Genomic DNA, 13132 nt, shown 5'->3' on the forward strand with positions numbered 1-13132 from the left:
CCGGGAAGCGAACGCAACGCTTTCCGGCGCCGTCGGCCCACCTCGACCGTGGAGCGTCACCGACTCCCCGGCTACGCGGGGCTCGCCCTCACCGCGTTCGTCCTCCTCGCCGCCAGCACGGCCGCCGCCGAGGGGTTTGCCCCGCGACTCCCGCTGTTGGCCGGAACCATCATCGCCGGCGGCATCACTGCCGGAACGGAGTTCACCGCCCTCCGGCGTACGAACACGCTCGCGTTGGACCGGGGCGACCTCGGCGACGGCTTCGCCGTCGTCGGCGGCGCGGCGCTGACGTACGTCCTCAGCGTCGACGCCGGACTCGGCCCCGTCGTCGCGTCCGCGGCCGTCGGCCTCGCCGCCGGGGTCGCACTCCCACGGGTCGACAGCGCGGCCTACTGTGGCTCGTTCGTCGGGATGGTCTCCCCGGCCGTGTTCTCCGACCTCGACCTCGTGGTCGCCGCCGGACTCGCCGCCGGCGCGCTGTTCGTCGCCGGCCGCGGGGCGTTCGACGGCTTCGGCGGGAAACTCGGAACGACCGCCCTGTTCGGTTGTCTCGTCGTCGCCGCCGGCTCCGGTGTGAGCTTCGCCGCCGGCTCAGTCCCACCCTGGGGCGAGGCAGTCCTGGTGGTGCCCGTCGCCGCCGTCGCCGCCGCCGCGACGGTGGCACTCGGCGTGCGCTACGGGCTGGGTGCCGTCATCGCCTCCGCCGTGGTCGGACTGGCCGGCGGCCTCGTGCTCCCGCCGATCCACCCCCGCGGTGAACTGCTGGCGACCGCAGCCTTCTGTGCCAGCTTCGTCGGGATGGTCGCCCCGGCCCGTATCGACGGCGAACGCCGGGTCGGCGCGGCCGGCGCGCTCTCGGGGGTGCTGTTGCTCGCTGTCTCGCCGGTCCTCGCGGGCGCCGGCGGCAAACTGGGGACGACCGCTTTCGTCGCCTGCCTCGCGCTCGTCGGCGCCGACGAGGCGGCCGATCGGCTGGCGAACTGACGGTTCCGACACGGCCTTTCGGCTCGGGCCCGAGGACCGAGTATGAGCGAGCGAATCGAGGCCGAAGTGATCCACGCGGTGCCGCCGAGCGAACAGGGGGACCACGACCTCGAACCCGACCTGCAGGAGTTGGCTGGCTCCGGGCACGTGTTGGTCTGTCGGCGCGGCGGCCACCCGTCGATCTTCGAACTCGTGTGGGCGATGCTCCGCCGGAAACCGATCGAACCGGTGACCGTCATCAGCGAGACGGGGGCGGTGGAGGGCGAGACGATCGACGCAGTCGTCGAGGAAACCGCTATCGCGGGCGTCTACCGCGTGGTGTAACGGTCGAGCGGCCGCGCGGCGAGCACCCAGGCCGCGAGAACGTACGCAAGCGTCCCGAACAGGTATGTCCCGCCCGCGACGCTGGGAACCGCGCCGAGGCCGATGCCGGCCCCGCCGAGCGCGCCGACGGCGCTCGTGACCAGCGGCAGCGCACAGCTCGCACACGAGCCGAGCGCCACGACCCCGCCGATTCCTGCCGAGAGACCGTTCCCGATCACGTCCCGCGCCGAGAGCGACACGAGGTAGCCGAGCGCCGCGACGCCGACCGCACGGTACGGGAGCAGCGAGACGGCGAGTTCGGCGCCACGGTAGCGAACCACCGGCCCCCAGCCCGGTGGGAGCAACACCACGTCGAGACCCGTCGGCACGCCCATCGCCGGCCCCAGCGCGCCGGTCAGCCACGCGAGACCGACCGCGTAGGCGACGCCGATGGCACCGGAGACGATGGCCCCCGATCGACCGACTGCCGGGCGCTCGGCGTGCCGAACGGCGACGACGGCGACGGTGACCCAGACCACGGGCACCGCCAGCGTGCGCGGCGCCGCAAGCCCGGCGTCGGTCAGCGTGAGGTAGAGCAACGCCAGCGCCGACTGGACGCCGAGTGCGGTGATCCCGGTCCTGACCGGTGCCGGCAGCGACCACGCGGGCGCACGGACGGTACGGGTCACGCCCGCTCACCCCCGTCGGCGACTGCGGGCTCCCGCGTCGATCCGGCCGGTTCGATCGTGGGGTCCCGCCCGTTCTCGCCGTCCCGATCCGTCGACGCGCGCTCGTCCGGGCCGAGCGAGCGAGTCGTGTTGCCGACGACGAGCAGGCTGGAGGCCGCCATCGCGAACGCGGCGATCAGCGGCGTGATGACCCCCAACGCCGCCGCGGGTACGGCGACCGCGTTGTAGAGGAACGCCCACGCGAGGTTCTCGCGGACGCGCCGCCGCGTCGCCGAAAGCGTATCGAGGGCGCGGTCGACCGCGGCGAGGTCCTTCCCCACCAACACCGCGTCGGCGGCGTCGGCGGCCAGTTCCGTGCCGGTGGCCACCGCGATACCGAGGTCGGCGGCCGCCAGCGCGGGCGCGTCGTTGCTCCCGTCGCCGACCATCGCCACCGTCCCCTCCGCACGGAGCCGTCGAACCGTCTCGGTCTTGCCCGCCGGCGGGAGGCCGGCGTACACGTCGTCGATCCCCGGCACGTCCCGGAAGCGATCCGCCGCCGGCCCCTCGTCGCCGGTGAGGACGACCACGCGGCGATCCTCACCCAATCGCTCGACGGCCTCCCGCCAGCCGGGGCGGGGGTCGTCGCCGGCGACCAGCACGCCACGGACGGTGCCGTCCCAGCCGACGTAGGCGGCCAGGTTTCCGGACCCCTCGGCGTCCGCGTAGCGGCTCCGGAGGTCGTCGGGGACCGTCGCGTCGGCGAACAGCGATTCGTCCCCGACCGTCACTCGCGGGCCGTCGGCGACGCGTCCCGAGACGCCGCGGCCGGGATGGCTCTCGAAGCCAGCGACCGACGATTCGGGGCCGACAGCCCCCGACGAACGGCTCGCGGCGTCGACGACGGCGGCCGCGACCGGGTGGTCCGAACGGGCTTCCACCGCCGCGGCCCGGCCGAGCACCGTCCCCTCGTCGACGCCGTCGGCGGTCTCGACCGCGTGCAGCGCCATCTCCCCGGTGGTGAGGGTGCCGGTCTTGTCGAGGGCGACCACATCGACCTGTCGGGCCGTCTCGACGGCGCTCCCGTCGGTGAGCACGACGCCGTCCGCGAGGAGCGAGCGCGTGCCGGCGGCGATGGCCAACGGCGTCGCCAACCCCAGCGCGCAGGGACAGGAGACCACGAGCACCGCCAGCCCCGTCAGCAGCGCCTCGGTCAGCGGCGCGCCGAGCAGCAGGTGGACGGCGAACGCGAGCGTCCCCAACACGAGCACGACGGGGACGAACACCGTCGCCAGCGCGTCGGCCAGCCGCTGGGGTGCGCCCTCGCCCCGCACGTCCCAGAGCAGCGAGACCACGCGGTCGAGCGTGCGCTCGGCGCCGTCGGCGGCACGAACGACGAGGCGGCCGTCCGAGACGACCGTGCCGCCCCGAACCGCGTCACCCCGGCCGCGTCGGACGGGGAGCGACTCGCCCGTGATGAGCGACTCGTCGACCGCGGCAGTGCCGTCGATCACCTCGCCGTCGACCGGAACGCGCTCGCCCGGGCGGACGATCAGTTCGTCGCCGCCGTCGACGGCCTCGATCGGAACTGACTCGCTCCCGTCGGCGGTCCGGAGCCGCGCCGTCGAGACGCGCTCGCGGGTGAGGTCGGTCAGTTCGCTCAGCGCGCGTTCGGTGATCCGGCCCTCGTAGTAGCTCCCGACGGTCACCGCCAGCACGACGACGATGGTCACGTCGAAGTACACCTCGACCCGACCCGAGAGCACCGCGAGCGCGCTGTAGCAGTAGGCGGTCGTCGCCGCCAGCGCGACGAGCAGGTCCATGTTGGGCTGGCGGGTCCGAACGGCGACGTACGCCCCGCGGAGCAGCGGCGCGCCGGTGTAGCCGAGCACGACCGTCGCCGAGAGCCAGACGTTCGCCAGCAGGAACCTCCCGGCACCGTCCCCGAGGTCGAACAGCAGCGCCTCCGGCGGGAGCCCGAAGTAGACCGGGTAGAGAAAGAGGACGTACCACATCATCGCCATCATCCCGAAGAACCCCCCGACGAGCAGTCGCCCGACCGTCGCGTCCTCGCCGTCGTCGTGGGGTTCGTCGGTCGTCGGGCCGGCGGTGTAGCCGACACCCGAGACGGCCTCGGCGATAGCGGCCGGGTCGGTGTCGTCCGGGTCGTAGTGGACCCGCATCGCGTTCGCTGGGGAGTTCGCGTCGGCGGCCGCGACGCCGTCGCCGTCGGTCGCCCGCCGTTCGAGGAACGCCTCACAGCTGGCACAGTGCATCCCGTCGACCCGGAGGTACGCGGTCTCGGCGTCCTCCGGGACCGGGTCGGACTCCGTCGACCCCCGGACTGCCTCGCGGGCGTCCTGGGCGGCCATCGCCGACGGGTCGTCGAGGCTCCGGGCGACTTCGAGACAGCCCCGACAGCAGAACACCCCCTCGACCTCGCCGGCCTCGTCCGGGCTCCCCCGGAGGTCCTCGGCGGTCAGGGGCTGGTCGGGTGTCGGCAGCCCACACAGGGTGCAGCCGTCGCTCATGGCGTCGGCACCTCCGCGTAGTGGGGCAGTTGGAGGTGTGGCACCGGGACCCCGAGCAGCGCGAGCCCGTGCAACAGCGGCAGCAGGCCGAGCGCGAGGAACGCGACGCCGAGGACGCGGTGGAGCCGTGAGCGGACCGGAGCCGGCACGGCGCCGAGCACCGTCGCGTAGCCGACCATCGCCGGCGCCGTGCCGACGCCGAGCGTACCGAGCGCGAGCGCACCCGCGAGCGGCGATCCGCGGGCGAACGCGTAGAGGTACGCCGGGTACAGCAGCGGACACGGCAACAGCGCGTGGATCGACCCCAACAGCGCGATCCGGGGGCCTCGTGCCCACGTCTCCGCGCGGTCGCGTGCCAGCGTCGCGAGCCTCGCGAACGCCCCCGAACTGCCGGGGATCGGGAGCCGGCCCGGATCGATCGGCCGGCCGCGGACGTAGCCCGCGCCGACGACGAGCACGACGGCGCCGGCGGCGACGCCGACGAGGCCGCGGACCAGATCGACCCCGGCGAAGAGCCCCCCGCCGGCGACCGTTGCGCCCCCGAGTGCGCCCAGCACGGCGCCCACGAGCGCGTAGGTACCCACGCGACCGACGGTCAGCAGCCCCTGCTGTCGGACGTCACGGAGGGTGACTCGGCCCTGCCGGCCGCCGGCGTCGCCGGCGTACGCCGTCACGAGGGGGCCACACATCCCCAGACAGTGGGCGCCGCCGAGCAGGCCGACCAGCAGGAACGCCCCCAACTCGACGGCGCCGCCGACCCCGGTCATGGCTCAGTGCCCGCCGGCGTCGGGGGTCTCGTGGGGTCCGAACATCATGTAGAGGCCACCGACGATCAGCAGCACACACGCCGTCGAGGCCAGCCCGACGCCGACGCCGCCGCTGACGCCGAGGGCGTACACCCACACCGGGACGAGCGAGGCGAGCGAGATCCCGATCAGTTTTCGTGCAGACATAGGAGTCAGTAGGGGTTCCCCGTGGTACTCCCCTGCGGCGGTTCCTACGCCGTGGGAACCGCCGGGGTCGGTTAATGAACCGAGGTACAAGGCGGCGACATGGAACAGAACGGCGACAGACAACCACGGCCGACACGGCGACGGTTCCTCGCCGCCGGCGGCGTCGCGGCGACCGGGGCGCTGCTGGGCGCGACCGCCCCCGCGGCGGCCCAGTCGTCGACGTTCGACGGCTGGTTCGACGACGTCGACAACTACGACGGCGTCGTCGACCGCACCGGGCAGGACGAGGTGACCGTCGAGGTCGGCGTGGACAACGGCGGCCAGCCCTACGGGTTCGGGCCGGCAGCGGTCCGGATCGACCCCGGGGCGACCGTCGTCTGGGAATGGACCGGACGGGGAAGTTCACACAACGTCGTCGCGGAGGACGGCTCCTTCGAGTCCGACCTCTCGGCGGAGGAGGGATACACGTTCAGCCACACCTTCGAGAGCGAGGGGACGTTCAAGTACGTCTGCACGCCCCACCAGTCACTCGGGATGAAGGGGGCGGTCGTCGTCGGCGGTTCGGACGGCGGCAGCGTCTCCGAGCCCGACTACGGCGGCTGGTTCGACGACGTGAGCAACTACGACGGCACCGTCGACCAGCGGGGCCAATCGGAGGTGACCGTCGAGGTCGGCGTGGACAACGGCGGCCAACCCTACGGGTTCGGGCCGGCGGCGGTCCGGATCGACCCCGGCGCCACGGTCGTCTGGGAGTGGACCGGGCGGGGGAGCTCACACAACGTCGTCGCGGAGGACGGCTCCTTCGAATCCGACCTCTCGGCGGAGGAGGGCTACACGTTCAGCCACACCTTCGAGAACGAGGGCGTCTTCGAGTACGTCTGTACGCCCCACCAGTCCCTCGGGATGAAGGGGGCAATCGTCGTCGGCGCCGTCGGCGGTGGCGGCGGTGGCGGCGGTGACGGCGGCGGCGAGGCCGAGACGGAAGCGGCCGGGAACGACGGCTTCTCGGTTCCCATGCCCTCGGACTTCGTCGGCTGGCTGGCGACGCTGTTCGGCGGCGGCACTGCTCTCGCAGTGGGGAGCGTCCTCGGTGCCGAGTCCTACACCGCCTACCGCGAGCACCAGCGAAACGAGCGGGCCTACACTGGCGAGCAGGCCACGGAGGCGGTCGGGGCCGAGCCAGTCGAAGAGATCGACGGCGACTACGACCCGGTCGGCACGGCGGCGCTGGTCGCGGGCTACTTCGTCCTGATCGCGCTGCTGTGGGTCTTCATGTACTTCGTCGAGTTCGTCGGCGGTCCCACTATCACTGGCTAATCTATGCACGTTCACCGATTCGAGAGACTTTGGTTCGGCGCATCGCTCGTCCTGGTCGTCGCGTTCATCGGGACCATCATCTACGGCGCGGTCGGCCCCGGGATCGCCATGGTCGACGACAGCGGCGGCACGGTCGACCCGTCGGTCATCGCCGACGGCGACTACGAGTCCGTCGATAACTTCCGTGAACCGGGCGTTTACGACACCGAGGACGGCGTCGACGTCTACGTCGTCGCTCGGCAGTACCTCTTCCAGCCGGGCACCTCGGAGGCGATCAGGGTTCCAGCGGGCGAACCGGTGACGTTCCACGTCACCACGCCCGACGTGACACACGGGTTCAACCTCGCGGGGACGAACGTGAACTCGATGGTGATTCCCGGTCAGATCGCGGAGTTCACCGTCACGTTCGACGAGACGGGCAAGTACGGCATCGTCTGCCACGAGTACTGCGGCAGCGGCCACCACACGATGGAGGGCCAGGTGGTCGTCGTCGAGGAGTCGGCGTTCGATGGAGGTGAGAACTGATGGCTACTGAACACGGCGGCGACAGCGGCTTCGGTACCGAACAGGCCTACGTCGAGAGCGCCGACGGCACGCGCCGACGGCTCGCGTTCGTCGACCAGTACCCCGCGGCGGCCCGGACCGCCCGGATCTGCCTGTGGATCGCGTTCGCGGCGTTCGGCGTCGGCGCGCTCTTCGGACTGATCCAGGCGCTCCACCGGACGAACACGCTGCGGATCATCCCCTCCGCGGACTACTACACCATCCTGACGGGCCACGGCGTCTTGCTCGCGCTGGTGTTCACCACGTTCGGCATCGCGGGGCTGTTCCACTGGGCCAACACCCGGAGTTTGGGGGTGGCACCGACGAGCAAGCGCCTCACCCAGGGCTGGCTCTGGACGATGTCGATCGGTACTGCGCTGGCGACGTTCACCATCCTCTCCGGGCTGTTCGACCAGATCCCGGCGAGTGCGGACGTGCTCTACACGTTCTACGCGCCGCTCGAGGCTCACCCGCTGTTCTACGTCGGCGCCGCGCTGCTCGTCGTCGGGTCGTGGGGTGCGGGCCTCGACTGGTTCCTCCAGTACCGCGAGTGGCGGCAGTCGAACCCGAACGAGCGCATCCCGCTGCAGTCGTTCATGGTCATGACGACCATGCTGATGTGGTACCTCTCCTCGGTCGGCGTCGCCATCGAGGTGGTGGTGTTCCTCATCCCGTGGTCGCTCGGCCTGATCAGTCAGGTCGACCCGCTGCTGACACGGACGCTGTTCTGGTACTTCGGCCACCCGGTCGTGTACTTCTGGCTGCTGCCGGCGTACGTCGTCTGGTACACCGTGCTGCCGAAACTGGCCGGCGGTCGGCTGTTCAGCGACCCGCTCGCTCGGGTGACGTTCGTGCTGTTCCTGCTGCTGTCGACGCCGGTCGGGTTCCACCACCAGTACACCGACCCCGGGATCGCCTCGGGCTACAAGCTGGTGGCGATGACCAACACGTTCTTCCTGCTGTTACCGTCGCTGCTCACCCTGTTCACCGTCGTCGCCAGCATGGAACACGGCGCGCGCCAGCAGGGGGCGACGGGCAGGCTGGCGTGGCTGAAAGACCTCCCGTGGGAGCGCCCGGCGTTCTCCGGCATCGCGCTCGCGGGGATCATGTTCGCCGCCGGGGGGTTCTCCGGGATGATCAACGCGGGGATGAACATCAACTACCTCATCCACAACACCATCTGGGTGCCCGGCCACTTCCACCTCACCGTCGGCACGGCGTACGCGCTGACGCTGATGGCCATCTCCTACTGGCTGGTCCCGCAGCTCACGGGGAAGCGCCTGCAGCTTCGGGGGATCGCGGCGGTCCAGCCGTTCGTCTGGTTCGTCGGGATGGTGCTGATGTCGAACGCGATGCACCGCGGCGGCCTCGCGGGCATCCCCCGGCGCACCGCCGAGCCCCAGTACGATCAGGTCAGCTTCGACGCCGTCGTCGGCACGGTCGGCGAGATGCGGATCCAGATCGCCATCGGCGGCACCCTCCTGTTCATCGGGGCGGTCATGTTCCTCGCGGTGATGGCCGGGACGTGGCTGCTCGGGAAGCCCAACAGTCAGCTCCGGGTCAACGGTGCGATTCCCGAGCCGCTGTCGGGCCCCGAGGAGTCGCCGCGGGTGCTCGACAACCTCAAACTCTGGACCGCGATCGCGATCGCGCTGGTGCTGCTGGCCTACGGCGTCCCGCTCTACGATATGCTCGCCGACGGCCTACTCTCGCCGGGGAGCCCGGTGTTCCCGGTCTAACACGCTACCCACATGCCCGACTCACCGACGGAGACCGACAGACCGGAGCCGCCGAGCGAGGACGAGGAGATCGATCGCCGGCGGCTGATCCGGTGGATCGCCGTGCTCGCGTTCGGCGTCCCGATCGTCGTCGAGCTACTGACGTTCGGCGGGCTACTCAGCAGCGAACTGCTTCCCGGCGGCGAGGACGACGACGCGGCCGGCGACACCGACACCGCGACGGCGACGGACCGCCCCGACGCGGTCGGCGTCGGCGACGAACTCCTGCCCGACACGGCAGCGGCCGAGACCATCGAGACCTCGGAACTGCAACAGCGCGAGGGCGGCCGGACCTACGTCCTCCGCGTCGCCGTGCAGAACGGCACGGACTCGCCCGTCGAACTCCGGACGCGCCGCCTCCGTCTGCGTGACGGCGACACGGTCGACGGCGTGTCGAGCACGGGTTCGATCGAACCCGGCACTTCACGGAGCGTGACGGCCGCGTGGGCGGTCTCGGACGAGGCGACTCCCGACGCCGTCGAAGTCGTCGCGACGCGGGACGGCGAGACGGTCGCCGACCGGTTCGTCCCCGTCGAGCGGCCGCCGATCGTCGGCTGATCGCTGGGCGGTCCGGGCGCGCGCTGGGCGGTCCGGGCACGACACCACCCGCACGCGCCGGAACGTGTCACCCGCGGTCCCTTTATGCGGTCGGCAACCGAACCTGCCGAGCGATGGCCGAACTCGAACGGGAGTTAGGACTGTTCGGTGCCACGGTGTACGGCGTCGGCCTCATCCTCGGCGCCGGAATCTACGCGATCCTCGGGGAGGCCGCCGGACAGGCCGGTCCCTCGGTCGTGCTCTCGTTCGTACTGGCGGCGATCATCGCCAGCCTGACCGGCCTGAGCTACGCCGAACTCGCCTCGCTCTACCCCAAAGGCGAGGGCGACTACATCTACGTCCGGGCGGCCTTCGGCAGCAAGCGCCTCTCGGAGCTAACCGCGCTGCTCCGGGTGCTCGTCGGCGTCGTCTCGGCGGCCGCCGTCGCCCTGGCGTTCGCCGGCTACCTCTCCTCGTTCGTCCCGACGCTCCCGACGACCCTCGTGGCGATCGGACTCGTCGCCGCGACGGCCGCGGTGAACTTCTGGGGGATCGACACCTCCGCGCGGCTGAACGTGCTGTTCACGGCGGTCGAGGTGGTCGGCCTCCTCGTCATCGTCGCCGTCGGGTTCGGCGAGTGGGGCACCGTCGACCCGCTCGACGCCCCCCACGGCGGCGTCGGCACCGTGCAGGCGGCGTTCCTGGTCTTCTTCGCCTACGTCGGCTTCGGGTCGCTCGTGAACATCGCCGAGGAGACGCGGGACGCGACCACGCGGATCCCCCAAGCGATCCTGCTCTCGATCGGGATCACGACCGTCCTCTACGTCGCCGTCGCGCTGTCGGCCGTCGGCGTCGTGGACCCGGAGACCCTCGGTGCCTCGGCCTCGCCGCTGGCGCTCGTCGCCGAGCAGGGCTGGGGTGCCGCCGCCGGCGTCGCCCTGGCGGTCATCGCGCTGTTCTCGACGACGAACACGGTGTTGATCCTCCAGATATCCACCTCGCGGATGCTCTACGGCGTCTCGAAGGCGGAGTACAACTCGTTCCCCACGGTGTTCTCGCAGGTCCACCCCGAACGGCGGACGCCCCACTACGCCGTCGTCCTCGTCGGCGCCATCACGGCCGGCGTCTCGCTGCTCGGCGACGTGGGGACCGTCGCGGGGCTGGCGAACCTGCTCCTGCTGGTGGTGTTCGTCCTGATCAACGCCGCGCTGTTGGCGCTTCGCTACCGGGAACCCGACCGCGAGCGGGGGTTCAGAGCGCCGGGGAACGTCGGCCGGTTCTCGCTGACCGCCGCCGCCGGCGTGGTGACGAGTCTCGGCTTCGCCGCGTTCTACCTCGGTGAGGCGGTCGGGCTCCTCTGAGGGAACCCTCCCGCGCCGATCAGGCGAACTCGAGCAGATTGACGAAGAACACCACGTAGAGGACGAGCAGCACGCCCCCCTCCCAGCGGGTGATCTCGCGGTCCTGCGTGATGAAGTAGTAGAGCAGCGTCGCCAGCACCATCACCGGGATGGCGAACGTCCGGACGTTGGTCGGAATCACGAGCGGCGTGAGCAGGCTGGGAAGCCCGATCACCGCGAGGCCGTTGAACACGTTCGAGCCGAGGACGTTCCCGACGGCGATTTCGGGTTCCCCGCTCCGGACCGCGGCGACGCTGACGGCGATTTCGGGCACCGAGGTGCCGACGCCGACGGCGGTGATCGCGACGATCTCGGTGCCGATGCCGAAGCTTGCGGCCAGCCCGATGATCGACCGGACGAGGCCGTCCGCCGAGAGGAAGACGAACACCAGACTGAGTAGGAGCAGGACGTAGGTCCGCGGGCCAGCACGGGTGCCGGAGGCCGCCTCCTCGATCTCGGTTGGTGGTGCCTCGTCGGCGTCGAGGCTCTCGCCGGTGTGTTCCTCGACGAGTTCCTCGACCGTGTCGTCGAGGCGCGCCGGGCGCGATAGTGTCGAGTGGATGTAGACCGCCAGCAGCGCAAGGCCGAGTAGCCCCTCGTACCAGACGAACGGCGAGTCCCAGACGGCGATCAGGACGAACACTGTCGAGGCGACCAGTATCGGGAGATCGACCCGGACGAGTTCGCGCTCGATCCAGATGCGCTCGCCGACGACGGCGGCGATCCCGAGGACGATGAAGATGTTGGCGACGTTGGAGCCGACGGCGTTGCCGACGACGATGGCCGGCGCGCCCCGGACGACCGCGATCACGGAGGAGACGAGTTCGGGGAGGGAGGTCCCGCCGGCGACGACGGTGGCGCCGATGATGAACGGCGAGACCCCGAAGGAGAGGCCGATCTGTGCGGTGGCGGCGGTGAACGTGTCCGACGCCTTCAGCAACACCAGGAGGGCGACGACGAACACCAGCGCGTCGACGAGGACCGGCATCGTGTCAAGATACAGTAGAACCGAGTAAAGAGCTACCGGTGGTGACGCCCTCGGCGGGACGGCCGACCCACCGAGGAAGGGGTGGGGAGTTACCCCCCGCGCCGGAGCACCAGTGCAGCCGTGAGCAGCGCGAGGAGGGCGACGAAGACGCCGAAGCCGGGTGTGCTGGCGGTCGTCTCCAGCCGGTCCACCGCCTCGGTCGCCGTCTCCGGAGTCGCCGTCGAAGCGGCGCTACTCCGCGTCGCCGTTTCGGTCGTCGCTGTCTGGCTCGCTGTCGACGCGGCGCTGGTGGCAGTCGCCGCTTCCGTCGAGGCTGCTGGCGTGGGAGTCGAAGCCGTCCGGGTCGGCGTCGCCGACGACTCGCCGGTCGGCGTCGTCTCGGGGTCGTCCACCGCGGTAGTCTCGGTGGGCTCTACGTCCCCGTCGGCGGCGCCGCCGTCTCGGTTTTCGCTGGAGTCACCGTCACCGGCCGCCGGTGAACTGCCGGTGCCGTCGTCGCCGTCGTCACCGCCAGCGCCGTCGTCACCGCCAGCGCCATCGTCACCGCCAGCGCCGTCGTCACCGCCAGCGCCGTCGTCACCGCCGCTGTCGCCACTCTCGTCCCCGTCGTTCCCAACGACGGTTAGCTCGGTCCCCCGAGCGTCCGTCGTGTAGCTGTGCCCCTGCTCGTCGCCGAGCGCGGTCACGGTCAGGTCGAGGTCGGTCGATCCGGCCTCGGCGCCGCGGAGCGTGACCGTCGCGATGGATACGCTGCCACTGTCCTCGGTGTCGGCCAGCGCTGCGACTGCCGTCACCGACGAGCCGTCGGGCGCGACGGCCACGCGGGAGGTCTCGTCGGCCGGATCACCGTGGAGTTCGACGCCGACGATCTCCGCCGTCGCCGCGTCCGCCACGGCGACGGTGACGTTGTAGGCACCGACGCCGCCCTCGCTGGTCCCGACGACGATGTCGACCGTCGTCGTCTCCGAGACGGTGACCTGCTCTGCGGTGGCCAATCGAACGGTCGTCTCCCCTGCCCCGGCTGCAGTCGTCACTGTCGCCAGGACCAGCAGGACGGCGACGAGTGTGAACCCCATCGACGCGAGCGTGCTCCGAACTGTCTCTCGTTTCATGTATCGTGGTATGGTTTT

General features: G+C 71.1%; 13 protein-coding genes. 7 read left to right on the top strand and 6 right to left on the bottom strand.

All coding sequences use genetic code 11. The features are described 5' to 3' along the window. Positions 1–48 precede the first annotated feature (48 nt). Together NO998_RS05525 and NO998_RS05530 are read left to right on the top strand one after the other, a co-directional pair. The gene (locus NO998_RS05525) at positions 49–984 is read left to right on the top strand and encodes a hypothetical protein (RefSeq protein WP_267646072.1); all 936 of its coding nucleotides are present in this window, start codon (positions 49–51) and stop codon (positions 982–984) included. A gap of 42 nt (positions 985–1026) precedes the next feature. Continuing rightward, positions 1027–1308 (top strand): DUF7526 family protein, encoded by a 282-nt coding sequence (locus tag NO998_RS05530; RefSeq protein ID WP_267646073.1) that lies wholly within the window; start codon positions 1027–1029, stop codon positions 1306–1308. Here the strand turns inward: NO998_RS05530 and NO998_RS05535 are convergent. Genes NO998_RS05535 through NO998_RS05550 form a run of 4 tightly spaced genes read right to left on the bottom strand, consistent with a single transcriptional unit; the run spans position 1293 to position 5439 of the window. Next, on the bottom strand, positions 1293–1976 hold the full coding sequence (locus NO998_RS05535) for a DUF7546 family protein (protein WP_267646074.1): 684 nt from the start codon (positions 1974–1976) through the stop codon (positions 1293–1295). The two genes, NO998_RS05530 and NO998_RS05535, sit on opposite strands and share 16 nt — an antisense overlap. Beyond that, on the bottom strand, positions 1973–4486 hold the full coding sequence (locus NO998_RS05540; protein WP_267646075.1) for a heavy metal translocating P-type ATPase: 2514 nt from the start codon (positions 4484–4486) through the stop codon (positions 1973–1975). The genes NO998_RS05535 and NO998_RS05540 overlap by 4 nt, the downstream gene beginning before the upstream one ends. Beyond that, positions 4483–5253, bottom strand: coding sequence for a sulfite exporter TauE/SafE family protein (locus tag NO998_RS05545; protein ID WP_267646076.1), 771 nt, complete (start codon positions 5251–5253; stop codon positions 4483–4485). Before NO998_RS05545 ends, NO998_RS05540 begins: the two co-directional genes overlap by 4 nt. A gap of 3 nt (positions 5254–5256) precedes the next feature. After that, positions 5257–5439: a DUF8131 family protein gene (locus NO998_RS05550; RefSeq protein WP_267646077.1), complete on the bottom strand. Its 183-nt coding sequence runs from the start codon at positions 5437–5439 to the stop codon at positions 5257–5259. 99 nt (positions 5440–5538) lie between these two features. Here NO998_RS05550 and NO998_RS05555 point away from each other — a divergent pair, with 99 nt between their 5' ends. The 5 genes from NO998_RS05555 to NO998_RS05575 all read left to right on the top strand — a co-directional run bounded on the left by NO998_RS05555 (position 5539) and on the right by NO998_RS05575 (position 10975). Next, a complete protein-coding gene (locus NO998_RS05555) occupies positions 5539–6756 on the top strand; it encodes a halocyanin domain-containing protein (protein ID WP_267646078.1) in 1218 nt (405 codons plus the stop codon). Between the two features lie 3 nt (positions 6757–6759). Further along, the gene (locus tag NO998_RS05560) at positions 6760–7281 is read left to right on the top strand and encodes a cytochrome c oxidase subunit II (RefSeq protein WP_267646079.1); all 522 of its coding nucleotides are present in this window, start codon (positions 6760–6762) and stop codon (positions 7279–7281) included. Next, on the top strand, positions 7281–9038 hold the full coding sequence (locus NO998_RS05565) for a b(o/a)3-type cytochrome-c oxidase subunit 1 (RefSeq protein WP_267646080.1): 1758 nt from the start codon (positions 7281–7283) through the stop codon (positions 9036–9038). Before NO998_RS05560 ends, NO998_RS05565 begins: the two co-directional genes overlap by 1 nt. 12 nt (positions 9039–9050) lie before the next feature. Further along, positions 9051–9635: a hypothetical protein gene (locus NO998_RS05570; protein ID WP_267646081.1), complete on the top strand. Its 585-nt coding sequence runs from the start codon at positions 9051–9053 to the stop codon at positions 9633–9635. Between the two features lie 113 nt (positions 9636–9748). Further along, positions 9749–10975 carry an APC family permease gene (locus NO998_RS05575; RefSeq protein WP_267646082.1) on the top strand — a complete coding sequence of 409 codons (1227 nt, stop codon included), beginning with the start codon at positions 9749–9751 and terminating at the stop codon, positions 10973–10975. A 19-nt stretch (positions 10976–10994) separates the two neighbouring features. On the opposite strand, the gene NO998_RS05580 is transcribed toward NO998_RS05575, so the two are convergent. Both NO998_RS05580 and NO998_RS05585 read right to left on the bottom strand, forming a co-directional pair. Continuing rightward, positions 10995–12002 carry a calcium/sodium antiporter gene (locus NO998_RS05580; RefSeq protein WP_267646083.1) on the bottom strand — a complete coding sequence of 336 codons (1008 nt, stop codon included), beginning with the start codon at positions 12000–12002 and terminating at the stop codon, positions 10995–10997. Positions 12003–12091: 89 nt separating this feature from the next. After that, entirely contained in the window at positions 12092–13114 is a 1023-nt protein-coding gene (locus NO998_RS05585; protein ID WP_267646084.1) for a PGF-CTERM sorting domain-containing protein, read from the bottom strand. Positions 13115–13132: the final 18 nt, after the last annotated feature.

It is taken from the genome of Halolamina litorea (genome assembly GCF_026616205.1).
Classification (GTDB): domain Archaea; phylum Halobacteriota; class Halobacteria; order Halobacteriales; family Haloferacaceae; genus Halolamina; species Halolamina litorea.

Bases quoted from the DNA above. Each gene is read 5' to 3' on its own strand.
- NO998_RS05530 (WP_267646073.1), top strand. From the start codon at position 1,027: ATGAGCGAGCGAATCGAGGCCGAAGTGATCCACGCGGTGCCGCCGAGC.
- NO998_RS05540 (WP_267646075.1), bottom strand. From the start codon at position 4,486: ATGAGCGACGGCTGCACCCTGTGTGGGCTGCCGACACCCGACCAGCCC.
- NO998_RS05545 (WP_267646076.1), bottom strand. From the start codon at position 5,253: ATGACCGGGGTCGGCGGCGCCGTCGAGTTGGGGGCGTTCCTGCTGGTC.
- NO998_RS05550 (WP_267646077.1), bottom strand. From the start codon at position 5,439: ATGTCTGCACGAAAACTGATCGGGATCTCGCTCGCCTCGCTCGTCCCG.
- NO998_RS05555 (WP_267646078.1), top strand. From the start codon at position 5,539: ATGGAACAGAACGGCGACAGACAACCACGGCCGACACGGCGACGGTTC.
- NO998_RS05560 (WP_267646079.1), top strand. From the start codon at position 6,760: ATGCACGTTCACCGATTCGAGAGACTTTGGTTCGGCGCATCGCTCGTC.
- NO998_RS05565 (WP_267646080.1), top strand. From the start codon at position 7,281: ATGGCTACTGAACACGGCGGCGACAGCGGCTTCGGTACCGAACAGGCC.
- NO998_RS05570 (WP_267646081.1), top strand. From the start codon at position 9,051: ATGCCCGACTCACCGACGGAGACCGACAGACCGGAGCCGCCGAGCGAG.
- NO998_RS05575 (WP_267646082.1), top strand. From the start codon at position 9,749: ATGGCCGAACTCGAACGGGAGTTAGGACTGTTCGGTGCCACGGTGTAC.
- NO998_RS05580 (WP_267646083.1), bottom strand. From the start codon at position 12,002: ATGCCGGTCCTCGTCGACGCGCTGGTGTTCGTCGTCGCCCTCCTGGTG.
- NO998_RS05585 (WP_267646084.1), bottom strand. From the start codon at position 13,114: ATGAAACGAGAGACAGTTCGGAGCACGCTCGCGTCGATGGGGTTCACA.